We start from the raw sequence: 24,475 nt of genomic DNA on the forward strand, positions 1-24,475 counted from the left end.
GGCGGCTTAGCGATAGTTAATATTTGCGATAGATTCGGACCGCCTGGTGTCGAATCAGCTCAGGGGGACTGATATGGCGCGCGCACTGCTGACCAACGTCGACGGCTTTGGACTGGGCGGCCTGTCGAGCAACGCGGCGTCGCTGTTCCTCGACCAAGCCTATATCTCGGCAGTGCAGGCAGGCGAACTCATCGCCGTGACCGATCGCGGCGGCACCGCGTCGCCCTTTGCGCCAACAGCAACAGCTTTTTCGGCCGACCTTGGCAGCTTGGCTGGCGGCGGCGAGCTGACGCTGCCGAGCGACACCGGGCTGACCGATGCGCTCGGGAGCGGGGTGGCCCCCGGCTTCGACATTACGACGCCTTCGTCGCAGGCGGCGTTCTCAAGCGGCAACATCGTTGTCTATCGCGTCGGCACCGGTTCCGCTGCGCTGAGCAGCGCGGCAACGGCGGTGTTCCTCGACGAATATACCACCAGCGGCACGTTGGTGCAGTCGATCGCGCTTCCGACAGCCGACAACGGCGCCAATCAGACCCTCACCGCAAGCGGCTCCGCGACGTCCGAAGGGCAGCTGTCGCGCAGCGTGGACGGTCGTTATCTGCTGCTGACCGGCTACGACGCCGCGCCAGGGACGACCTCCGTCAATGGCACCTCGACGGCCACTGTCGTGCGGGTCATCGGTCGCGTCGATTCGAACGGCATCGTCGATACGACGACGACGACGACGGCTTTCAGCGGTAACAATGTTCGCGACGTCGCCAGCACCAACGGCACCGATATCTGGGCGGTCGGGGCAAATACGGGTGTCGTTTACACGACCTTTGGATCGAGCGGTGCCGGCACTGTTGTTTCGAATACGGCCACGAACTTTCGGACCATCGATATTTTCGGCGACCAGCTATATTATAGCGCTAACACAACTACATTCCGGGTGGGTACGGTCGGGGTAGGCACCCCTACAGTGACTGGCAATCTGTCGGGAAATCTTCCGGGCACGCCGACGACGGGGTCGCCCTATTCGATTTTCTTCGCCGACCTGACGGCCGCTGTCGCCGGGATTGATACGCTTTACGTCGCCGACGATGCCGCTGGCATTCAGAAATACTCGCTGGTGGGCGGCAACTGGTCGCTCAACGGCACCATCACGGCGACGACTGTGCGCGGCCTGACGGGAGTAGTCGCTGGCACGAACGTCAGCCTTTATTCGACCAATGGTTCAATCATTGGCACCGTCACCGATACGGCGGGCTATAATGCTGCGCCCTCCACCACTACCGTGACGACCATCGCCACCGCCAGCACCAACACCGCCTTTCGCGGCATCGCGCTGGCGCCAAACTCGGGCGAGAACCAGGTCGCGTCGATCACCGTGTCGCCGACGTCGCAGAACGAAGGCAATAGCGGTTCGACGGCCTATACGTTCACCGTCACGCGTACGGGCGGGACGACCGGTGCGCTGGCGTTCGCCGCCAATTTTGGCGCGGTCGGCACCAATTCGGCGGACTTTACCGGAGGCACGCTGCCCGGCACGGTCAATGGTACCATCCTCGCGGGGCAGGCGACAGCGACCTTCACTGTGTCTGTGGCAGGCGACCTAACACCGGAATCAAACGAGAATTTCACCTACAGCTTGGCGAGTGTGTCGAACGGCACAGCGGCATCGGCAACGATCGGCACGACGACGGCGACCGCGACGATTGTCGATGACGACACGCCCGTGCTGCCCGAAAACCAGTTCGTATCGATCACCGTTTCGCCGACCTCGCAAAACGAAGGGGATGCTGGTTCGACCGCCTATACCTTCACCATCAGCCGGACCGGCGGCACGAGCGGGACTTTGTCGTTCAGCGCCCTTTTTGTGAATGGCACCACCAATGAGACCGATTTCGTCGGTGGTGCATTACCCGGGACGGTCAACGGCTCGATCGCGGCGGGGCAGACAAGCACGACCTTCACCGTCAATGTTGCGGGCGACACCACGCCGGAAAGCGATGAGACATTTTCTTACTCGCTGGGATCGCTGTCCAACCCCGGCATTCTCGTATCGGGGGCCGGCGGCGCGAGTTCGGCGACGGCCACGATCGTCAATGATGATGTTGCGCCAACATCGGGCGAGAACCAGGTCGCGTCGATCACCGTGTCGCCGACGTCGCAGAATGAAGGTGCTTTGAATACCCAGACGCCGTATACCTTCACCGTCACACGGACCGGCGGCACGTCCGGGGCGCTGAATTTCACCGCAACGTTCAATGCGGTCGATACCAGCGCGAATGACTTCGTTAGCACGACCTTCGGCACGAATGTTAGCGGGACAATTCTTGCGGGTCAGGCATCGGCGACCTTCACGATCAACGTCCAGGGTGACGGCGCGGTTGAAAACAACGAGAATTTTGCCTTCACCCTGTCATCGGTGAGCAATAGCCAAGCGGCTTCAACGACAATCGGCACCGCGACCGCGACCGCGACGATCGTCAATGACGATGTCGCGCCGCTGCCGAGCCTGTCGATCAATGACGTTTTTGCCGTCGAGGGCAACAGCGGAACGACAACCTTCACCTTTACCGTGATGCTCAACGGCCCGGCACCGGTTGGCGGGGTGACGTTCGATATCGCGACTGCCAATGGAACGGCAACGGCGGGCAGCGACTATATTGCGCGAACACTGACGACGCAGACCATCCCCGCCGGATCGACGACCTACACCTTCGATGTGACGGTGAATGGCGATACCGTTTTCGAGTCGAACGAAACATTTTTCGTCAACCTTACCAATGTCACTGGCGCGACGGTTTTCGATGGCCAAGGGCTGGGCACGATCGGCAATGACGACTCGGCTGCGGCGCCAGTGCTGGTGAGCAGCACCCCTGCCGACAACTCCACCAATGTCGCCGTCGCTTCGAATATTGTGCTGACGTTCGACCAGGATGTCTTTCAGGGCACCGGCAACATCATCATTCGTCCCCCGAGCGGCGCTGATCTGACGATCCCGATCAATGACCCGCAAGTGACGATCACTGGCAATGTGGTGACAATTAACCCAACGATCGATCTTCGTCCGGGGGCGGCCCATGACGTGATTATCGGGTCGGGAGTTCTGTTTAACAGTACCGGCGTTCCATTCGCCGGCATTGTGCTCGATGCGCTCGATTTTACTACGAGCTTCACCATCCCTGCGGGGACGTTCAACCCATCATTCGTGATTCAAGACCCCGGCACGTTCACCTTGCTGAGCGGCACGACGCGTACCGCCGCTGGGGGCACGGGCGTGTCCGTCGGCGGGGTTACCGGTCCGATCAATGTGACGATAGACGGCACGCTCAACGATACGGCCAGCACGTTTCGTGCGATCAACTATACAAACTCCCCGGCAAACGGCACGATCAGCGTCGGCGCAAGCGGTGTCGTCCAGTCGTTCAATGGCGATACGATCCGCAGCCAATCGCAGCGCGGCCAGATCGACCTGACCAACCTGGGCCAGATCATCGCGCGGGCCGCGGCATTTACCCCGAGCGTCGGCGGCACCAATCCGGGCACCGCCTTTGCGATCACCTATAACGCCGCGCTCGGCGCGACTGGCGCGCCGTCGACCGACTTCACCACCGGCGGCACGATCAATAACGGTAGCGTCGGCAACACGACTGCGCTGATCCGCGCCGATAACGGCGATGCGATTCGGCTCGGCTCGCGTCAGACACTCAACAATTACGGGACGATCAACGGCAACGGGCCGGTCAACGACGCGGCAACCAACAACGTGTTCAACGGCGCCAATGGCAACCCCAACACCTCTGTCACGCAAACCTATGACGTGTCGCGCGGCGTGCGCGTCAACCAGGGCGCGGCGACGGCGGTGGCGGTCAATAATTTCGGCACGATCACCGGGGCGCAGCACGGCCTTGATGTCGGCGTCACTGATGCGACCAACCTGATCTTCACCAACAACGCCGGCGGGCAGATCATCGGCCGTAATGGCTCGGGTATCGGCGCCGACACCACGGGCGCGGCGGCGACCACCGTGACCGTGATCAACAGCGGGCTGATCCGCGGCGATTATGCGCCCGCTTTCGATCGCGCGGGCTATGTCACCGTCGACGGCGATGGCGACGGCGTCGACATCGACGGCGGGGCGACGATCACCAACAATGTCGGCGGCATCATCCGCTCGACCGGCGCGGGCGGCTTCGATAGCGGCGGTCGCGCGAATAACTCCGAAGCAATCTCGATCGGTGGCGGGGCGATCACCAATCAGGGCACGATCGAAGGCTTTAACTTCGGCATCGTCGTCAACAATGATTCGAACCCGAACAACAGCCGTTCGGGCAGCACCGCGACGACGATCCTGAATTATGCCGGCGGCACGATCAGCGGCGGCACGGGCTTTGCGATCCGGCTCGAAAACAAGACCGGCACCGCGATCGATAATGACGCGATCACCAATTACGGCACGATCACCGGCACGGGGACGGTCCCGACGGGCACGGTGCTGCGGCAGGACAATGTCGCCGATCCGGGCGCCGTCGGCACGCTCGACGGGGTGACCTATACCGCAGCCGACGCGGGCAATGCGCGCTTCATTCGCGGCGATGGCGCGGCGATCCAGACGGGCGAGGGCAATGACACGCTCGCCAATTATGGCACGATCACCGGCAACAGCGGGCGCGCGATCAACCTCGAAGGTGGTACCGACCAGCTCACGCTGCGCACCGGATCGAGCATCACCGGGCGAATCGACGGCGGTGCGGGCACCGACACGCTGATCCTCGCGCTCGACGACCGGGTCGCGGGCAATGCCCAAACCGGCGCCAATTCGGGCGTCACGACGGGGTCGCTCACCAATGTGATCAACTTCGAAAACCTGACGGTGACCAGCGGCACCTGGACGATCACCGATGCGCAAGCTTATTCGGGCGGCATTGCGCTAAATGGCGGGCGGCTCAATCTGAGCGCCGTCGTGACCGGTGCAGTGACGTTCGGCGCAGGTGCGCAGACGCTGGGCATCGCCAATGCGGCGCTTGGCGCCGATTTCGCAAGGACGCTGGGCAATGCGATCACCGGCTTTGGCGCGGATGGCGATGTGCTCGACTTCACGAGCATCGTAGCTGGCACGGTCATCACGAACTATAATGCGACAACGGGCCTGCTGAAGCTGATCGATCGTGGCGATACGGCACAGGCGACGATCAATGTCGGCACCGGGTTGGGCGCTTTCGCGTTCAGCCTGGCCGATAACGGCAGTGGCGGCACCGCCGTGACGCTCGTCGCGAACGCGGGCGGCAACACCGGCTTTGCCGGATCGGGCGGCAACGACAATTATACCGGCACGCCCGGGAACGACTTTTTCAACTTCAGCCAAGGCGGCAACGATACGGTGAGCGGCGGCGATGGCAATGACGGCTTCTTGTTCGGCGCCGCCTTCACTGCCGCCGACAGGGTCGATGGCGGCGCTGGCGCCAACGACCAGATCGGGTTGCAGGGCAATTATAGCGGGGCCAATGCGCTGACACTGGGCGCGTCGACGATCGCCAATGTCGAAGTGATCGCGGTGCTGGCGGGATTCAGCTATGACATCACCACGGTCGACGACAATATCGGCGCTGGCCAGATCCTGACCTTCTTTGGCACCAATTTGGGCGCGGGCGATAATTTCACCGTCAATGCCTCGGCCGAGACCGATGGGGCGGTGCGCATCTACGGCGGGCTCGGTATCGACACCTTCACGGGCGGCGCGGGCGATGACGGCTTCTACTTCGGCCCCGGTCGCTTCAATCCGGCGACCGACACGGTCAATGGCGGCGCGGGGACCAATGATCAGGTCGCGTTCGACGGGAATTTCACCGGCACGCTGAACGGTGCGCAGATCAGCAACGTCGAAGTGCTCGCGCTGCTTGCGGGCGTGGCGGGCGATTTTGCCAATTACAGTATTCAGTTTGCCGACTCGCTGGTCGGTATGGGGCAGAATTTCACCGTCTTCGCGCTCCCTGTGGTGACCGCGCTCCAGCTCGATGCAAGCGCCGAAACCAATGGTAATTACAGCTTCATCGCCGGCAGCAGCGCCGATACGCTGATTGGCGGCGCGGGCAACGATACCTTCTTCGGCGGGCTCGGCGCGGATGTGCTGACCGGCGGCTTGGGCAATGACCTGTTCCGCTACACCTCCGTCAACGAAACGCTGGTCGGCAGCGGCGACCGGATCACCGATTTTTCGGCAGGCGACCGGATCGAGCTGACCCAGATCGATGCTGACGGCAATGCGGGCAATGGCGATACCGCCTTCACCTTCATTGGCGCGGGCGCCTTCACCAACATCGCGGGTCAGCTGCGCGTGATTGCTTCGGGCGGTGACTGGCTGATCGAAGGCGATGTCAATGGTGACGGCGCTGCCGACTTCCAGATTTTGGCACAAGGCGCGCAGCCGCTTGAGGCGCAGTTCCTGCTATAGCGACTGCTGGTGGGCGAGGCGGCGTCGATGCCTCACCCGCAATTCTTGAGAGTCATTGTCGGGCGCGACGATCGTTCGGGCATGGCAATCAGCCGCCGAGTCCCTCCCCATTGGGCGGGGTAATCGGCGGCAGCGGCGGCAGCTCGTGCAACGCCGCGAGCAAGCCGCTGTCGGTGTCCCCATTGGTATCGAAGATCGACACATGCACGCTCGCGGCGGCGCCATACGCTTCGAGCACCGGTGCCCATTCGAGCGTGAAGCCGGGAGTCGATGCCGTGACCGGCGGTGTCGTCACCGTTGCGACAATTGGCCGGGGCGTAGTGCCAATTGGCGTGGCAATGCTGCCGGTCGGGTCGAGCTGGACGATCAGCGGCCCGCCGGATAGCGTCGCGATCGGCGTCGTCGCGGGCGTGTTTACTGCCGCCTGAAGCACTGCCGCCTGAAGAACTGTCGCCTGAACAGAGGCAGCCTCGTCGACGGTCGCGGGGCTGCGCGCGAGATCGCCCGCCAAGCCGCTCGCGCGAGCGAGCGCCGGGGTCGCTTCGCTGCTGCTGTCAAAAGCAACTGGGCCATCGGTGCCGATCATCGGGTCCGGCGGCGTGCTGCCTTCGGCGAGGACGCCTGGTACGGGGACGACCGGCGAGTTGAGCGCAACCGTTTCAACGGCGGGAGTGGCGGCCGCAGCCTCAAGGCGGACCGGCGCCGTTGCCGAGGTAACCCGTTCGTCGGCGCGAACAAATTCGTCGCCGCGCAAGAAGACCACAAAGTCGAAATTGTCGTCGGGGTTGCCTTCGCGGGCAAAGGCATTGGCGTCCGGCGACCCCCGCGTCAGCGCCGCGCGATCAGCCAAGGTCAGGGTTGGGCGCGTCGGCATCGCAGGTTCGCCTCGTCAATCGGCGGTTAAACTATGCCAATGATTTAGCCGATTGCCAAAATGTCGTCAATTATCGCCGGAGCTCCGCTGCTTAACGAAAAGTTGATTGTAGGACGCTATCACAAACGTGGCGTTGACAGCTGGTCAGGCGGTGCGGAAAGGGATCGGGTCTCGTCCTCGATTCGTGTCGTAACCGGCACGTGGCCGCAGGTGACGGGTTGCGGCCGGATCAGGACCGCTGGCGGGGCCAAGGTTGACGAGATGGTGATGCGTAGCAGCAATGGGCGAAGGCGGTGGCGAGCGCTTGCGCTGGGCATTGCCCTGTTGCCTGCGGCGGCGGTCGGCCAACAGGCGACACCGCTGATCGCGTTGCCGACGCGCGTGGCCGAACCACTGGACGACTCGCGCGCGCAAGACCCGGTGCTGTCGCTCGCCGATTCGGCGATGCCGCGCGCGCCCTTCATCACCGTCGTCAACGATGCGGTCCGTCAGCATCCGACGCTGGCCGAGGCGCGGGCCGCGAGCGCAGCGGCCGAGGCGCAGCTTGATGGCGCGCGCGAGGCAGGGCGACCGAGCGTCGACATCAATATCCAGAGCTTTCGCGTGATCTCGCGCGATTTTTCGAACGATCCGCTCAATGTGCTCGAACGGACACGCCCGTCGCGGCGTACCGACGGGACGCTCAACCTCAACCAGGTGTTGTTCGACTTCGGCGCGGGCGGTGAGCGGCAAGCCGCGGCGCGCGCGCGTGTGAGCGCGAGCATCGCCGATATCGACAGCAGCGCATCGCAAATCGCGCTCGACGTGGTCGTGGCGTGGTATGAAGTTGCCGCCTATCGCGCGCTCGGCGGGCTGGCGCGCGGGTTTCTGGCGAGCGAGGTCGACGCGCGCATTGCCGTGCAGCAGCGGATCGATGCGGGGGTCGCGGCTCCAGTCGATCTCGCGCGCATCGACAGCGCGATTGCCCGCAACAAGGCGCGGCTGTCCGACTATGACCGCCGGATGCACGCCGCCGAAGCGCGCTTCGTTGCGCTGGCCGGGCGTACGCCACCGCCTGGGCTCCAGCGCGTCCCGCGTGCATGCGGGTTCGAGGGCGGGCAGGACGCAGCGATTGCCGCTGCCTCGCATGCACCGCCCGTCATCAGTGCCGCTGCTGCCGCGCAGGCAGCCGCGCGCGATGCCCGCGCGGTGGCTCGCGAGGCGCGGCCGCTGCTGACGGCAGGCATCGACGCCGGTCGCTACGGCATTTTCGAGACACCCTTTGACTATGACGTCCGTGGCCGCGTCAATCTGCGCGTGCGGCTGTTCGGCGGTATCGACGCGCGCATTCGCGAAGCGGGGGCTCGGGCGCGCCAGGCGGATGCGCGTGCCAACCAAATCCGCGGCGATGCCGGGCGTGATGCAGCGATCGCCTGGTCCGATGTCAACGCGTTGCAGGAACAGCTCGATGCCTATGAAGCGGCTTATGTCGCGGCGCGCATTTCGCGCGACGGCGTTGCCGAACGCTTCCGCGTCGCGCGCGGATCGGTGTTCGATGTGCTGAACGGCGAAGAGGAATTGTTCCAGGCTGCGGTCGGCTATTTGCAAGGCCTGTCCGAATTGGACACGAACCGCTATGTATTGCTCGCGCGCACCGGCGGTCTGCTGAATTGTCTGCAGATCGACGTGCCAGCCGGAGACCGCGTTAAGTGACGGGCGATACGCTGATCGAAACGCCGCGGCCGCGCTTTGCCGAATGGCTGGTAGCGCCCATGCGCCGCAATTCGGCGGTTTACGTGAAAGTCGCCGTGGCCGCAGTGCTCGTCAACCTGTTCGGGTTCATGACGTCGATCTTTTCGATGGTCGTCTATGATCGCGTGATTCCGCATAACGCGATGTCGTCGCTGGTCGGGTTGTCGATCGGTTTGGCGATCGTCGTGATATTCGACTTCGCGCTCAAGCTGCTGCGGTCCTATTTCGTCGATGTCGCCGGCGCCGATATCGATCATGACGTTGGCGACACCGTGTTCGAACGGATCGTGCAGATGCGGCTCGAATTGCGCAAAGGGTCGACCGGCGCGCTGACCGGGCTGATGCGCGAGCTCGAAGTGCTGCGCGATTTCTTTGCGTCGGTGACGATGGTTGCGATCGTCGATGTGCCGTTCATTTTTCTGACCTTGCTGCTGATCGCGCTGATTGGCGGCTGGGTGGCGCTGGTGCCGGGGATATTGGTGCCGCTGGTGGTGTTGGTCGGGCTGTTCACCCAGCCGGCGATGGACCGGCTCGCCGCCGATACGATGCGCGAGGGGCATGCCAAGCAATCGGTGCTGGTCGAGACGATTGGCGCAATCGAGACCGTCAAGGCGTCGGGCGCGGGGCCGCTCCTCACCGATCGCTGGCGCCGCGCGGCGCGCAACCAATCAGCGACGGCGCTCCGGCAGCGATTGATCGGCGCGATTGCGACGACCTTTGCCGGATCGGCGGGCACGATAGGCTATACCGGGACGGTGATCGTCGGTGCGGTCCTGTCGGGCAATGGCGGCATCACGATCGGCGCGCTGACGGCATGTTCGATCCTGTCGAGCCGGGCGATTTCGCCGCTCGGCCAAATCGCCAATCTCGCCTCACGCCTTGCGCAGACGCGTACCGCCTATCGCCAGGTGACCGCGCTGATGGACCAGCCCGTCGAAGGGCCGCGCGGCGAGGGGCTGAAAATGACCAAGCTCGCCGGCGCGATCGAATTGCGCGGGGTGAGCTTTCGCTATCCAGGCGCGGCCGAGCCGGTGCTGCGCGATGTCTCGCTCAAGATCGCGGCGGGCGAGCGGGTCGCGCTGCTCGGCAGGGTCGGATCCGGAAAGTCGACGCTCGCGCGGCTGATCCTCGGGCTCTACCCGCCTGAAGAAGGCGTGGTGATGATCGACGGCACCGACGTTCGCCAGTTCGATCCGAGCTTTCGCCAGTCGGTTGGCGTGGGCTTGCAGGAAAGCGTGCTGTTCACCGGATCACTGCGCGAGAATATCACGCTGGGTCGTGCCGGGATCGACGACGACGAGATGCTGCGCGCGGCAACGCTGTCGGGCACGCATGAATTCGTCGGGCGGATCGCCAATGGCTATGATCTGCGGCTCGCCGATCGCGGCGAAGGTCTGTCGGGTGGCCAGCGCCAGTCGATCGCTCTTGCCCGCGCACTGGCAGGCAAGCCGCGGCTGCTGGTGCTCGACGAGCCGACCAGCGCGATGGACAACCAGACCGAAATGGGGCTGATCCAGCGGCTCCAGGCGGAAATCGCCGATCGCACCGTGATCATCATCACGCACAGGCCGCAATTGCTGGCGCTGGTGCAGCGCGTGATCGTCTTCGAAGGCGGCAAGATCGCCGCCGACGGTCCGCGCGATCAGGTGCTGCGCGCCGCGATGCAGAACAAGGCGGCGTAATGAACCATATGACGACCGAGTTCGCGCGCCCTGTGACGCGGCGAAGCTCAAGCGTCCTGCTCTGGGCGATTGCGGCGTTTTTCGTGATTGCGGTGATCTGGGCCGCCTTCACCAAGCTCGACCGCACCGTGCGCGCGACCGGTCGGGTGATTCCGACCACCCAGCTCCAGGTGGTGTCTAACCCTGAAGGCGGGATCGTGCAGCGCATCATTGCCCGCGTGAGCGACACGGTGACTCAGGGGATGCCGTTGCTCGAACTCGACCGGACCCAAATGCGCGCCGAACTTGGCAGCGGCAAGGCGACCCTGGGCGCGCTCGAACTCAAGATCGCGCGACTGACCGCCGAAGTCGCGGGGCGCGAGCCGCACTATCCGCCGGTCGCTGACCCATCGCTGGCCGAGCAGGTGGCGGTCGAGCGCTCGCTGCATCTCGCGCGGATGGCCGATCTGGGGCATGCCACGGCGGTCGCCGATGCCCGGCTTGATGCGGCCCAGCGCGAAGCGGCGAGCGCGGCCGCGCTGCTTCGATCACGCGAGCTGATCCGCGACGAAAAGCTGCACGAAGTCACGGTGATCGGCCCGCTCGTCGAAAAGGGGATCGAGCCGCGTCTTAGCCTTGTCCAGGCGCAAGCTGCGGCTGATTCGGCGCGGTCGGACGCACAGTCAGCGCTCGCCACCTTGGCGCGGACGCGCGCGCAAATCGCCGAGGCACGGTCGGCTCGTGCTGAGGCGTTGCAACAATGGCGCGCGCAAGCGGCCACCGAACTGGTCGCGGCGCAGGCTGAATATGGCGCGCGGGGGCAGACGCTGCCCGCGCTCGAAAATCGCGCCGCGCGCACGGTCGTTCGCGCGCCGGTCAGCGGCACGGTCAACCGCGTGCTGGTGACGACGGCGGGCAGCTCGGTTCAGCCGGGGCAACCGCTGGTCGAAATCGTGCCGAGCAATGACCGGCTGTTGATTGATGCACGCGTATCGCCGTCGGATATTGCGACGATCGCGATCGGCCAGCCGGCCAAGGTGTCGCTGACGGCGTACAACCGGGCAACCTATGGCATGCTCGACGGAGTCGTGGTGTCGATTTCGCCCGATGCGCTGGTCGATGAAAAAAGCGGGCAGAGCTTCTACACGATCCGCGTCAAGACCAAGGTCAACCAGCTCGCCGATACCGATGGCAAAATGCACCAGATCGGCCCGGGGATGATCGCCGAAATCGATCTGCTCGGCGAGAAGCGGACGATTCTCGAATATCTGTTATCGCCGATTCTCGAAACGGGACGCACCGCGTTGCGCGAATAGTCAGGCGGGGTTGAGCGTGATCAGGCCTTCGCGATTCAGCTCGTTAATCAGCAGCGCGACGTCTTGGCGGCAGGTGACGTCGTCAACCTCGAATGCGGCGGTGAGCGCGGTGCAGAGATCACCGAAGCTTGTCGGCTGCTCGATCAGCGCCCAGATCCGGGTCGCGGTGGGATTGAAGCCGTAGCAGTTGCCGCTTTCGAGGTGCAGTCCGACCAGCTCACCGCCAATTTCGGCGTCGATCATGCCGCTGTTGCGGGCAATGACGGTCTGGTCGTCGATGGATGGCGGCACGGCGGCGGTCATGACGCGAGGCGATACTGCGATCATCGCCTGGTTGGAAGCCCAAAAACGGCCCGAGTGACCGCTTCAAAATGATGCCAAAAAGCCCCGCCAAGGGTCACAAAAACAAGGGTGCGTTCGACTCGATGCACCCGTGACGCGGGGCCGAATCGGGTTGACAAAACTCAACCGGACCGCAAAAACTATGGCGCAACAAACATGGGGATTTTGTTAATGTCGCCGACGGATCAACCGATTATGGCAGGCGGCACTGCGCGCCCTGAATTCTCAGAGAATCGCGCACCTTGGCAGGCTCCCCAAGTCATCAAGATGGCAGCAGCTGATGCCGAATTGGGAACCCGTCCGTCCACTGTAGATGGTGCGTTTTCGACTTCCTGAACGTGAGTCGCGATTCTGCGAGATTGCTAGAGTATGAGCGCGAGTTGCTGATTGGCTATTGCCGATCAAGATATCGCTCGACCGTATTGATCGTCGATTTCATCATCTTAAACTGCAGGGGTCGGATCAACTGGCCCGTGCGGCTATGCCTTGCGATGGCAGCCGCTGCATCGAAATAGTGCCGATGCTGTCCCATCAAGCTGACGAGATGCGGCCGATAGGCATGCTCGCGCATCACCCGCACCAGCCCCAAGCCGCCGAGCGCCTCGATCGCAACCTGATCGCCGACGGCCAGTTCAAAGATCGCTGCAATTGGCAATGGGGTCGCGACCGTGCGATGCGGATCGACATAATATTTCGCCATGTCCGATCGCACCGCGACACCTTTGCGATGGTGCGCGGCAAGCCCGTCAACCGCGCTGTCCCATAATTTGTGCCGTCGGCCATCGGGCGCGACCATGGGTGTGCCGTCAGCGGCAAAGCTGATCGCGCAGAAATCATCGGCGACGTGATCATAGCCTGCTTCGACCAGCGCGGCGGCAAGCGTCGACTTGCCCGCGCCCGAGGGGCCGCAGAACAGCACCGCTGCGTCGCCGATCCGCACGGCGCTGGCGTGCAACAGCACCATACCGCGCTGGTGCAGCAGCGCACCGAAGCCGGTGCCGCCGAGGTAGAGTGCCATATCGTCGGCGAGCGCATCAGGCAGCGGATCGTAGAGCATGGTCGTCCCATGCCGCATCGACATGCGCATTAGGTCGGCGATCTCGAAGTTCAATTCGTGATGGGCATTGGCCATCGCTGCCGGCGGCAGCACCGCGCGCGCGATCGTCACGTCTGCGGTGTCGGGCGATCCGTCCAGCGACGGCCCGGGCAGCAAACCCGGCATCGGCAGGTCGCTCACCACCTTCAGCCCGGCGACGGTATAGACATGACGGACCAAGCGATTTTCCCCCGTTGCTTCACCCTTGCCAGCAAGCGACGCCCGCGCCAAGCGGTTGCGACGGCGGCGCGCTTGGTACATGCCGACCGCAGACGGGGTGATGACGAACAGTGAGCGCGATTGCGGGACTTTGGCGGTTCGAGGGGCAAGGCGAGGTCGCGCGCGATCTGGCGCGGATGCTCGCGGCGCTGCGGCCCTATGGGTCGCACGACACTGCCGAATGGGCCGATGGCGCGGTAGGGCTGGGGCGGTGCCTCCACCGGACGCTGCCCGAAGATCGATACGATCGCCAGCCTTTGCAAACCCCGGACGCGCGACTGACGCTCGTCGCTGATGTCCGTCTCGACAATCGCGAGGAGCTGGCGGCTGCGCTTGGCCAGCCGACGGGGAGCATCGCCAACCGTTGTGATGCCGCGCTGCTGCTCGATTGCCTCGCGCGCTGGGGTGAACGCGCGGTTGATCGAATCATCGGCGATTTCGCCTTTGCTTGTTGGGACGCGGCGGACCAGACCTTGCTGCTGGCGCGCGACTATCGCGGTAATCGCCCGCTCTATTTCCACCGCGGCGACGGGATGATCGCGGTCGCGTCGATGGCCAAAGGGCTGCACGCGCTGGCCGAGGTGCCCTATGCGCCCGATTTGCAGACCAGCGCCGATTTTCTGGTGTTGATGCCCGCTGCCGAGACGCCGAGCTTCTGGCAAGGAATAGAGCGCGTGCCGCCAGGGACGATCCTGTCGGTCACCCGATCGGCAATCGCGTCGCGGCGCTATTGGCAACCTGCCCGACCCGACCGTGCCGCACCACCGCGCGATTATGTCGAGGGCTTGCGGCATCATCTCGATCAGGCGGTCGCTGCGCGGTTGCGCGGGGCAGGGACGACGGTGGGCGCGCATCTGAGCTCGGGGTGGGACAGCGCGTCAGTGGCCGCAACTGCGGCGCGGCTGCTGGCGGGTAGGGGATCGGTGGCGGCCTTCACCTCGGTACCCGAGCCCGACTGTGCGCCGGTTGAGGATCGCTGGCGCTTTGCCGATGAAGGGCCACTCGCCGCGCAGACCGCCGCGCTTTATCCGAACATCGAGCACGTCCTGCTGCGCACCGGCCGCACATCGCCGCTCGAAATGCTTGACCGCGATTTCTTCCTGTTCGAAATGCCGCTGCTCAACCGCTGCAACATGCCGTGGATGCTCGGCATCCTCAATGAGGCCAAGCGGCGAGGCATCGGCGTGATGCTCACCGGCGAAATAGGCAATATGTCGCTCAGCTATGCGGGGGAGGAATATCTGCCGCAGCTGCTGCGCGAAGGGCGGCTGATCGAGCTGGCGCGGGTCAGCCGCGCGCTGGTGCGGCAGGGGTCGATGCGGTGGCGCGGGCTGGCGTCGCGGCTGTTGCTGCCGTTTCTGCCGGGCGGGGTCGAGCAGGCGATTCGGCAGCGCCGCTGGAAGCTCGATCATGATCCGCTGGCGCATACGGCAGTCAATCGCGACGTGTACCGCGATGTCGACCTCGACAAACGGGCGCGGGCGCGCGGCATGGACCTCGCCTATCGGCCTTGGCACGATGGCTTTGCAATGCGGATGTTCGTGATCGGTCGCAACGACCCGGGCAATTATCACAAAGGCTATCTGGCCGGCTGGGGCGTCGACCAGCGTGATCCGACCAACGACCGACGGCTGGTCGACTATATGCTTGCCGCGCCGATGGATGAATTTGTGAGGGGCGGGCGCTTTAGGAGCTTGCCGCGCCGCGCGCTCGCCGACCGCTTGCCCGCCGCCGTGCTCGATGAGCCGCGCAAGGGCTTGCAGGCCGCCGATTGGCATTTGGGGTTCGATTCGGCGCGCGCCTCGATGCGCGAAGAACTGGCGCGGATCGCTGCCTGCGCGCCCGCCGGCAACTTGCTCGATCTCGACCGGCTGAGCGCGCTTGAGCGCGACTGGCCGACCGATGGCTGGGGGTCGGAGGCGGTGACGCAGGAATATCGGCTGGCAATGCTGCGCGGGGTTTCGGTAGGGCATTTCCTGCGCAAGGCGAGCCAGAGCAATGGCTGACGGTCCGCGCGGTGGACGCTCGGCGGTGGGCCGCCTAGCGTTGGGGACGATGATGGGAAGCCACCCTTTGCGCCGCGCCCGCACCCTGGTGTCGATTGGCTGGGCGCGTCAGCGGCTGGTGCCCGAAGCGGCGCTCGCGCTGCTGGTGGCGCGAATCAGATTGCTCGCGGTGCCCTTTCCCAAGCTTGCCGCGCGCTGGGGGTCGTTGATCCCGGTGGGCGACCCCCGGCTGACGATGCCCGAGGCATCCACCGATGCAGCCGAGCTGGCGCGCGCAATCGGCTGGGCCGTCACGGCGACGGCGTCGGTGATGCCGTTCAAGGCCATGTGCATCCAACAAGCGGTCGCCGCGCGCGGGATGCTGGCGCAGCGTGGTGTCGCGAGTGTCCTCCATTACGGCGCTGGTCGTGATGAGACGGGGGCGCTGGTTGCGCATGCGTGGCTCGATGCCGCGGGCGTGAAGGTAACGGGCTATCCGATCGCGTCGGGCATTGCCGAAATCGGCGCGTTCGTCCCGCCGCAATGAAGCACCGCTGATGACGGACCGAGCCGGGACCGCGCTGGGTTTCACGCGCGATGTGGCGCGCTTTGCCGGGCGCGGCGGCTTGGTCGCGGTGCTGCTTTCGATCGTGACCGCGGTGACCGAAGGCGCGGCGCTGGCGCTGGTCGCGCCGCTGCTGGCGTTGCTCGCGGGCGGCGCGCTGCCGGGGCGGGTGCTGGCGCGCGCCTTCGCGAGCATGGGGATTGCGACGCCTTTTGCTCAGCTCGCGTGCCTGCTCGGGCTGATCGGTGTGCTGTGGATCGCGCGCGGGGTGCTGGCGTGGCAGCGCGACATGCGGCTCGCGATGCTGACGATGGGGTTTGCCGAAGCGCAACGGCGCCGGATCGTCACGCAGCTCGCGGCAGCGCCGTGGGGGCAGGTCGCGGCGATGCAGCATGCGCGGATCGTCCAGGCGCTGGGCGGCGACGTCGCCCGCATCTCGCAGGCGACGCAGATGCTGGTCCAGATTGCGGTGGCGAGCGTGATGCTGGTTGCCTTCGCGCTGGTGGCATTGCTGCTCGCGCCGTTGCTGGCGGCGATTGCGCTTGGCTTGCTGGTGCTGGTCGGCGCCGGACTCGCGCTGCTGCTGCGCCGTACGCAGGATATCGGGACGCTGGCGGTGCGGGCCAATCTGGAGCTGGCCGAAGCATCGACGCGCTTTCTGGGCGGGCTGCGCGTCGCCGCGAGCCAGAATCTGCAACCGAGCTTCGTCGAGCGGTTCGAGGCAGGGCTTGCCGCCGTTCGGGTGCAGCAGGTGCAATTCATCCGCCAGCAGAATAGCGCGCGGCTGATCGTGTCGGGGGCAGCGCTGGCGGTGGGCGCGGTGATTGCGCTGGTCGGGCGCGGTTGGCTGGAGGCGCCGCTGCCGCAGCTCGGCGCGCTGATGCTGGTGCTGTCGCGGCTGGGCGGGCCAGTGTCGCAAATCCAGCAATCGATGCAGCAGCTCTTCTTCGCGCTGCCCGCTTATGCCCAACTCACGAGCCTGGCCGATGCGATCGTCCCGGCGCCGCCCGAGACCGGTCCGGCGCCGAGCTTGCCTGACGGCGCGACGATCCGGGTCGAGTCCGTCCATTTCGCCCATCTCGCGCGCGGCGGTGGGGATAGCCCGGCGCCCGTGCTCGACGGCGCGAGCCTGACGATCAGCCCCGGCGAGATGGTGGGGCTGACCGGCGCGTCGGGCGTGGGCAAATCGACCTTGGCCGATCTGCTCGTCGGGCTGCTCACGCCGCAATCGGGCACGGTGCGCGTTGGTGATGTCGCGGTCGCCGGGGCGGCGGCCACGGCGTGGCGCGAGCAGATCGCTTATGCCGCGCAGGACCCCTATCTGTTTCACGCGAGCGTGCGCGAAAACCTGTTGTGGGGTGCGCGCGATCCTGATGATGCGGCGATCTGGGCCGCGCTCGAAACTGCCGCCGCTGCCGATCTGGTGCGTGCGCTGCCCGAGGGGCTGGCGACGATCGTCGGCGAGCGCGGTGCGCTGCTGTCGGGCGGCGAGCGCCAGCGGCTGGCGATGGCGCGCGCGCTGCTGCGCGGCGGGCGGCTGCTGATCCTCGACGAAGCGACCAGCGCGGTCGATCTGGCCACCGAGGCACGGATTTTTGCCGCCCTGCGCGCGCAGGTGCCGCGTCCGGCGATGCTGGTGATCGCGCACCGCGCCGAGACGCTCGCCTTTTGCGACCGGGTCATTCGCTTGCAGGCTGGCCGGGTCGAACAATCGTAAAGCCGATCAATGACAAAGTGGCGGCGTCGGGCTAGTCTCGGCGCGCCCGCGCATTGCCGGCCCGGGGATGCCTGTGACGATGACGAGTCCGCACGACCCGGTGGACCCCCACCAGCCGCTCGACGAGGCGGTGGCAGGTCCGGGTGACAGCCAGGCACCGGCGTTCCTGCGCGGCGGCGGGACGCTCGGGGCGCTGATCCGCGCGCATGATTGGGTGGCGACCCCGCTCGGGCCGCCGTCGGGCTGGCCGCAGAGCTTGCGCACGGTTGTGCGGCTGATGCTCGGCACGCGCCACCCGATGTTCATTTTCTGGGGTGCTGAGGGCACATGCCTCTACAATGACGGCTATCGGGCGTCGCTCGGCCCTGAGAAGCATCCGGCGATGCTCGGCGCGCCCGCCGTCGAGGCGTGGGCCGAGATTTGGCCGGTGATCGGCCCGCAGATCGCGCTGGTGATGCAGGGGCAGGGCGCGACGTGGCATCAGGACCATCTGATCCCGATCCTGCGTCACGGGCGCCACGAAAATGTCTATTGGACCTATAGCTATAGCCCGATCGACGACGATAGCGCGCCGGGCGGGATCGCCGGGGTGTTGGTGATCTGCACCGAAACGACCACGCGGGTGATGGCGGAACAGCGGCAGGCGTTTGTCGTGTCGCTGGTTGATGCGCTGCGCGATATGGGCGATCCGGGCGCCGTGCTTGCAACGGCGTCGGCGATGCTCGGCGAGCGGCTCGGCGTCGACAGCGTCGGGTTCATCGATGCCGATCTCGCCACCGATTCGATGACGATCGAGCATGAATGGCACCGCGCCGGTGGGCGGACGGTGGCGGGGCGGCACCGGGTCATCACTTTCGGGCCAGCGCTGACGGGTGAATTGCGCAGCGGCAACACCGTGGTCGTCGATGATGTTGCGCAGGAAGAGCGCATCGTCGCGCCGGTGCGGGTCGGGCTGGTGGCGGCCGGAGTCGGCGCCTTTGTCGTGGTGCCGCTGTGGCGCGAAAATGCGCTGCGCAGTCTGATGTTCGTCGTCGCCGCGCAGCCGCGGAGCTGGAGCGATACCGAGCAAAGCCTGATCGCCGATGTCGCCGAACGGACCGCCGCCGCGCGCGCTTCGGCGCGGGCGCATCGTGCGCTTGCGGACAATGAGCGGCTGTTGCGCGCGATCGGCGAAAGTTCGGGCGAGTTGATTTTCGCCAAGGACCGCGCGCACCGGATGCTCTATGCCAATTCGGCGACGCTGGCAGTGATCGGCAAGCCCGCCGACGCGGTGATCGGTCACACCGAGGAGGAGTGGCACGAAGACCAGGACGAGGCGACCGCGATCATCACCAATGATCGCGCGGTGATGGACAGCGGCGAGATCATCCGGGTCGAGGAGCATTTCACGACGCCCGACGGCGAGGTCCGCATTTTTCAGGGGACCAAGGCGCCAATGCGCGACAGCGACGGCACGATCGTTGGCGTGGTCGGCGTCACCACCGACGTCACCGAGCACAGCCGCGCGCAGCGGCGCTTGCGGCTGATGATCGACGAGCTCAACCACCGCGTGAAGAACACGCTCGCGATCGTTCAGGGCATTGCCTATCAAACCTTTCGGCAGGAAGGCATCGCGATCGAAGCGCGTGAAGCGTTTGACCAGCGGCTCGCCGCACTCGGCAAGGCGCATGGCCTGTTGACGCGCGAAAGCTGGGAATCGGCCGATCTGGCGGCGGTGGCGGTCGAGGCCTGCGCACCGCATCTCGACGGCGCTGACCGGATCACGATGGTCGGCCCGTCGCTCCGGCTCGCGCCCAAGACGGCGGTGACGATCGCGATGGCGCTGCATGAACTGTGCACCAATGCGGCCAAATATGGCGCGCTGTCGGTCGATTCGGGGCGGGTTGCACTCTCTTGGTCGATCGAGCGCGGCGCGCATCACCGGCTGCATCTGCGCTGGCAGGAATCGGGCGGTCCGCCCGTCGTGGCGCCCAGCCGTCGTGGCTTTGGCTCGCTGATGATCGAGCGCGCGCTGTCGACTGAATTGCAAGGCGAAGTCCAGCTCGACTTCCGGCTCGAGGGCTTGGTCTGCACGATCGATGCGCCGCTGCCGGACGCCAATACGGCTTGATCGTGCGGCATAGTCTCGCCCGCGTGCGATGATTGCATGCCGACATGGCACGGCATAGACACAGCGCTACATCCCGCGCGACGGGGGATCATCAACGCGCCTGACCGACGGCGCCGCTGAACTGGATTTTATGCACGATCTCGCGATTTTCTATGAACATCCCGCCTGGTTCGCGTCGCTGTTCGCGGCGCTTGATGCGCGGGGCGTCGATTATGTGCGCATCGGAATCGAGGGGCATCGCTTTGATCCCGCCGGCGCGCCACCGCCCGCCCGCGTGGTGTTCAGTCGGCTCGCAATGTCGAGCTTTCTGCGCTCGCCCGATCACGCGATCTATTACGCGCACGCCCTGTTCGCGCATTGGGCGGGGCAGGGCGCGCGCGTGATCAACGGTGCCGATGTGCTGGCGGTCGACGCGAACAAGGCGCGACAGCTCGCCCTCATCACCAGCCTTGGGCTCGCGGTGCCCGCAACGCGCGTCGTCCACCGTTCGGTCGACATCATCGCGGCGGCAGCCGAACTCCGCTATCCGCTGGTGGTGAAGGCCAATGTCGGCGGGTCGGGCGCCGGGATTATGCGCTATGATACCCCCGCCGAGCTCGCCGTCGCCGTCGCCGACAAGTTTCTGCCGACGAGCATCGACGGCGTGTTGCTGGTGCAGGAATATGTGCCCGCGCGTGACGGCGTGATCACCCGGATTGAAACGCTCGACCGGCGCTATCTCTATGCACTTGATGTCGCCGGGGGTGGCGCGTTCGATCTCTGCCCGGCCGATGCCTGCGTCGCCGATGGCAAGCCGATCACGATGACGAAGGTAGACCCCGATGCGACGCTGATCGACGCCGCCGAACGCATTGCAGCGGCGGCCGGGCTCGATATCGGCGGGGTCGAAGTGATGATCGACGACCGCGACGGCACCCCGCGCTTCTATGATATCAATGCGCTGTCCAACTTTGTTGCCAAGCCGCTCGACGTCTTGGGCTGGGACCCGCACGAACGTCTCGTCGACTATCTGGTCGCCGAAATCGAACGAGGAAAGTGATGCGTTACGGTTACTGGATGCCCGTGTTTGGTGGTTGGCTGCGCAATGTGCCCGACGAGGGGATGGATGCGAGCTGGGCCTATACCAAGGCGCTCGCCCAGCGGTCCGAAGCGCTCGGCTACGACCTGTCGTTGATCGCCGAGCTCAACATGAACGACATCAAGGGCGTCGGTGCGCCGACGCTCGATGCCTGGTCGACGGCGGCGGCGCTCGCGGCGGTGACCGAAACGCTCGAGCTGATGGTCGCGGTGCGGCCCAATTTTCACCAGCCTGCGCTGTTCGCCAAGGCCGCCGCGAATATCGACCAGATTGCGGGCGGGCGGCTCGCGCTGAATGTGGTGTCGAGCTGGTGGGCCGATGAGGCCAAGCGCTATGGCCTGCAATTCGACCAGCACGACGATCGCTATGCGCGCACCAGCGAATGGCTGACGATGGTCGAGGGGCTGTGGTCGGAGGAGGAATTCGACTTCCAGGGCAAATTCTACAACGCCGACAAGGCGATTTGTAGCCCCAAGCCGGTCAAGCATCCGACCATCTACGCCGGCGGCGAGAGCGAGGCCGCCAAGACGCTGATCGTCAATCAATGCGACGCCTATGTGATGCACGGCGATCCGGTTGAGAATATTGCGCCCAAGATCGCCGACATGGCCGCGCGGCGCGAAGCCACCGGCAAGCCGCCAATGCAGTACGGCATGGCCGCTTATGCGATCGTGCGCGACAGCGAAGCCGAAGCGCAGCGCGAGCTGGCGCGCATTACCGAAGTGAGCGAGCTGCCGGCCGGCTACGATAATTTCGATCAATGGCTGTCGGGCACGCAGCTCGAACGAGAAATGAAAATCCATGAATATTCGGTATCGAACCGTGGCTTGCGCCCCAATCTTGTCGGCACACCCGAACAATTGCGTGAGCGGATCGAGGCCTATGAGGATGCCGGTCTCGACCTGCTGCTGCTCCAGATGAGCCCGCAGGCGGAAGAGATGGAGCGGTTCGCGGCGCAGGTGATGCAGCGCGGTGGCCACTAACGACCATAGGTCGACGCCGCACCATTTTCGCATTCTTGCGGCGAAATGAGCACGGCACCGTTACGATGGGCCGGATTGTGATAAGATCATTTGCAACGCTGATGGCACGCAAACGCACGCCAAATGAGGGAGGGTTGGAATGGCGGGACCGCAGATGACAGCCTATCGGGCGCAGACGGGCTATGATCCGATCGATGCGGTCCGCTACGGACGCGAGACCGTGATCGATCCGTTTCAGCACCGCGCGACCGACATCCTGATGTACCGCATGATTGGCAACGGCAATGCCGGCATGCTGACCGAAGCCGTGCGGGGAACCGGCGAGCCCGACCTGCTGTTCCTGTTCCCCGGGACAGGCAACCCCGCCCAAGGAAAGATTGCCGGCACGCCGTTCGTCATGGAGCCGCATCGTCGGTTGCGCGCGACCTTTATTCCCCGCGATATCGATACGTCGATCCAATTCACCGCAGCGGCGCGCTCGAGCAATTTGATGTTCCCGCAAGGCTATCTCGACCGGCTGGTCGCCGAGGAGTGCAACAGTGGCCTGGTGCCCAAGCTGTTCATCGACGACGTCAGGCTGGCCGGTTTGATCCAGATGCTTGAGGCCGAGATTGCGACGCCCGGCTTTGTTTCGGCGATGATGATCGAGGGGCTGACGCGGGCGATTGCGTCAATCCTCGTCCAGATCAATCAGGACAAGCTGACGCATGAGGCCGAGCGCATCTACCTGCCCGCCTGGAAGCTGCGCCGCGTCGACGACTATATTGAGGCGAACCTTGATCGGAACATTCGCCTCGGCGATCTCGCGGCGTTGACCGGCTTGTCGGTGTTCCATTTTTCGCGCGTGTTCAAGCGCGCGACGGGGTCGACGCCCTATCATTACGTGTTCGAGCGCCGCATTGCCTATAGCTGCAAGTTGTTGGCCGCAGGCGATCTCGACATGGTCAATGTCGCCGGTGCGTGCGGCTTTGCCAATCAGTCGCATTTTACCAGCGCCTTCACCAAGGCGATGGGCATCTCGCCGGGACGCTATCGCCGCAACCTGCGTTTCTCGCACTGATCGCGATCATGTGCTGCGCCCGGGCACGGTAGAAGCAGCGCACGCAGCAAAATCCGAAAGAGACCGGTCGGGTCGATCGCTAGGTCGCCCGGAAAGGGCGCGGGGGTAGTGCGCGACTAAGCGCGATGATGGCGCCGGTACCGACCCGGCGAAATGCCCGCCGCTTTGCTGAACGCCGCCGTGAAATGCGACTGATTGGCAAAACCGCAAGCCGCCGCGACATGACCAAGGTCGAGACTTTCGTCGAGCAACAAGGCGCGGGCGCGGTCGATCCGGCGATCGCGCACAAAGTGATAGGGCGTCACGCCCACGGCTTGCTTGAATACGCGGGCAAAATGGAACATCGACAAGCCGGCCTCGGCGGCAAGGTCGGCAAGCGCAATCCCCTGCGTCAGATTGGACTCGATAAAGTCGATGACCCGACGCAATTTCCATTTTGGCAGATGGATCTTGTCCGCCTCCAGGTTGATTTCCGACGGGTCAATGCCGATCAGCCGCGCGGCGATGGCGTGGCTCAACCCCTCGACCATCGCGCGGGTGACAAACCCCGGCTGAACGATTTCGGCTTCCAGCATGTAGAAGAGCTGAATCAGGTTTTTGTCGGGGCCGTACAGGATCGGGCGAAAGCTCTGACAAATCCGATCTTCGAGCAGCGACTGAAGATAGCCTTTGGGAAACATCAGATTGGATGAGCTGGCGGACGCAGCAAAGGTAACGCTCGCGTCGGCGCCGGACGGCGTGAAGGTCGTGCGCAGGTCATGATGCGGCTTGATCGCAAAAGGGGTGCCGGCAACCTTGCCGACCGCACCGATACCGGTGCCGCGCGACAGATAGAATAAATCGGGCGCGTCACCGCCGCGCGTGGCTTCGCTCATGCCCGCGGCGCCCTTCGCGCCTGACATGCGATACAACACGATGTCCGATTCCTGATGATGATGCGGCACCACGCGTGCGGCCTGCTCAAAGCGAATCTGGCTCGTCGGCGCATAGCCAGTTTGCGATCGGTATACGGTGGTCGATTGCTCTGTCATTGCCGCCCTCCGCTCCGCTGGCATCATCGCGAGTCGTGGTTGCCCGCCTCTGAACACCGACCCATTTTGGCCGATTTCAGACGTCAATGTGACATAAGGGCACCGACCGAAGCAATTGACGTGACGCGCGCAGGCTTTACCCGCCGCAAAGATCGAAAAATCAGCCCGACCGTTCAGGGGCGGTTTGGCTTCAGCTCAAACAGTTGCTCCGCCGTGCGGCGTCGGCAATTTGGAGATGCGGTGAATAGCAAGATTTCGAAAAAAAGCG

At 64.8% G+C, this 24,475-nt stretch carries 15 protein-coding genes; 11 read left to right on the forward strand and 4 right to left on the reverse strand.

Going from position 1 to position 24,475, the window contains the following annotated elements:
- The first annotated feature begins 73 nt into the window (after window positions 1–73).
- Entirely contained in the window at window positions 74–6,439 is a 6,366-nt protein-coding gene (locus tag K2W81_RS10100; RefSeq protein WP_294103910.1) for a Calx-beta domain-containing protein, read from the forward strand.
- Window positions 6,440–6,527: 88 nt separating this feature from the next.
- On the opposite strand, the gene K2W81_RS10105 is transcribed toward K2W81_RS10100, so the two are convergent.
- A complete protein-coding gene (locus K2W81_RS10105; protein ID WP_294103911.1) occupies window positions 6,528–7,313 on the reverse strand; it encodes a hypothetical protein in 786 nt (261 codons plus the stop codon).
- Window positions 7,314–7,580: 267 nt separating this feature from the next.
- Between K2W81_RS10105 and K2W81_RS10110 the strand changes: the two genes are divergently transcribed.
- From K2W81_RS10110 to K2W81_RS10120, 3 genes are read left to right on the forward strand one after another with little or no spacing between them, the layout of a single operon-like run.
- Window positions 7,581–9,005, forward strand: a complete 1,425-nt coding sequence (locus tag K2W81_RS10110) for a TolC family protein (RefSeq protein ID WP_294103912.1) — start codon at window positions 7,581–7,583, stop codon at window positions 9,003–9,005.
- Entirely contained in the window at window positions 9,002–10,726 is a 1,725-nt protein-coding gene (locus tag K2W81_RS10115) for an ATP-binding cassette domain-containing protein (RefSeq protein ID WP_366932232.1), read from the forward strand. Before K2W81_RS10110 ends, K2W81_RS10115 begins: the two co-directional genes overlap by 4 nt.
- Window positions 10,726–12,021, forward strand: coding sequence for an HlyD family type I secretion periplasmic adaptor subunit (locus tag K2W81_RS10120; protein ID WP_294103913.1), 1,296 nt, complete (start codon window positions 10,726–10,728; stop codon window positions 12,019–12,021). The genes K2W81_RS10115 and K2W81_RS10120 overlap by 1 nt, the downstream gene beginning before the upstream one ends.
- Here the strand turns inward: K2W81_RS10120 and K2W81_RS10125 are convergent, their stop codons facing one another.
- Window positions 12,022–12,324 (reverse strand): PqqD family protein, encoded by a 303-nt coding sequence (locus tag K2W81_RS10125; RefSeq protein WP_294103914.1) that lies wholly within the window; start codon window positions 12,322–12,324, stop codon window positions 12,022–12,024.
- 430 nt (window positions 12,325–12,754) lie between these two features.
- Window positions 12,755–13,639, reverse strand: a complete 885-nt coding sequence (locus tag K2W81_RS10130; RefSeq protein WP_294103915.1) for a hypothetical protein — start codon at window positions 13,637–13,639, stop codon at window positions 12,755–12,757.
- A 110-nt stretch (window positions 13,640–13,749) separates the two neighbouring features.
- Here K2W81_RS10130 and K2W81_RS10135 point away from each other — a divergent pair, with 110 nt between their 5' ends.
- From K2W81_RS10135 to K2W81_RS10165, 7 genes are all read left to right on the forward strand, one after another.
- Entirely contained in the window at window positions 13,750–15,684 is a 1,935-nt protein-coding gene (locus tag K2W81_RS10135; RefSeq protein WP_294103917.1) for an asparagine synthase-related protein, read from the forward strand.
- A complete protein-coding gene (locus K2W81_RS10140) occupies window positions 15,677–16,210 on the forward strand; it encodes a lasso peptide biosynthesis B2 protein (RefSeq protein WP_294103919.1) in 534 nt (177 codons plus the stop codon). The genes K2W81_RS10135 and K2W81_RS10140 overlap by 8 nt, the downstream gene beginning before the upstream one ends.
- A gap of 10 nt (window positions 16,211–16,220) precedes the next feature.
- Entirely contained in the window at window positions 16,221–17,945 is a 1,725-nt protein-coding gene (locus K2W81_RS10145) for an ABC transporter ATP-binding protein (protein WP_294103921.1), read from the forward strand.
- A gap of 79 nt (window positions 17,946–18,024) precedes the next feature.
- Window positions 18,025–20,055 (forward strand): PAS domain-containing protein, encoded by a 2,031-nt coding sequence (locus tag K2W81_RS10150; protein ID WP_294103923.1) that lies wholly within the window; start codon window positions 18,025–18,027, stop codon window positions 20,053–20,055.
- Between the two features lie 130 nt (window positions 20,056–20,185).
- Entirely contained in the window at window positions 20,186–21,094 is a 909-nt protein-coding gene (locus K2W81_RS10155; RefSeq protein ID WP_294103925.1) for an alpha-L-glutamate ligase, read from the forward strand.
- Window positions 21,094–22,116: an LLM class flavin-dependent oxidoreductase gene (locus K2W81_RS10160; RefSeq protein ID WP_294103927.1), complete on the forward strand. Its 1,023-nt coding sequence runs from the start codon at window positions 21,094–21,096 to the stop codon at window positions 22,114–22,116. Before K2W81_RS10155 ends, K2W81_RS10160 begins: the two co-directional genes overlap by 1 nt.
- A gap of 139 nt (window positions 22,117–22,255) precedes the next feature.
- Complete coding sequence (locus K2W81_RS10165) at window positions 22,256–23,176, forward strand: AraC family transcriptional regulator (RefSeq protein WP_294103929.1); 921 nt, start codon at window positions 22,256–22,258, stop codon at window positions 23,174–23,176.
- 116 nt (window positions 23,177–23,292) lie between these two features.
- Here K2W81_RS10165 and K2W81_RS10170 read toward each other — a convergent pair whose 3' ends face one another.
- A complete protein-coding gene (locus tag K2W81_RS10170) occupies window positions 23,293–24,207 on the reverse strand; it encodes an AraC family transcriptional regulator (RefSeq protein WP_294103931.1) in 915 nt (304 codons plus the stop codon).
- Between the last annotated feature and the right edge of the window lie 268 nt (window positions 24,208–24,475).

It is taken from the genome of Sphingomonas sp., assembly GCF_019749955.1.
Taxonomy (GTDB): Bacteria; Pseudomonadota; Alphaproteobacteria; order Sphingomonadales; family Sphingomonadaceae; genus Sphingomonas.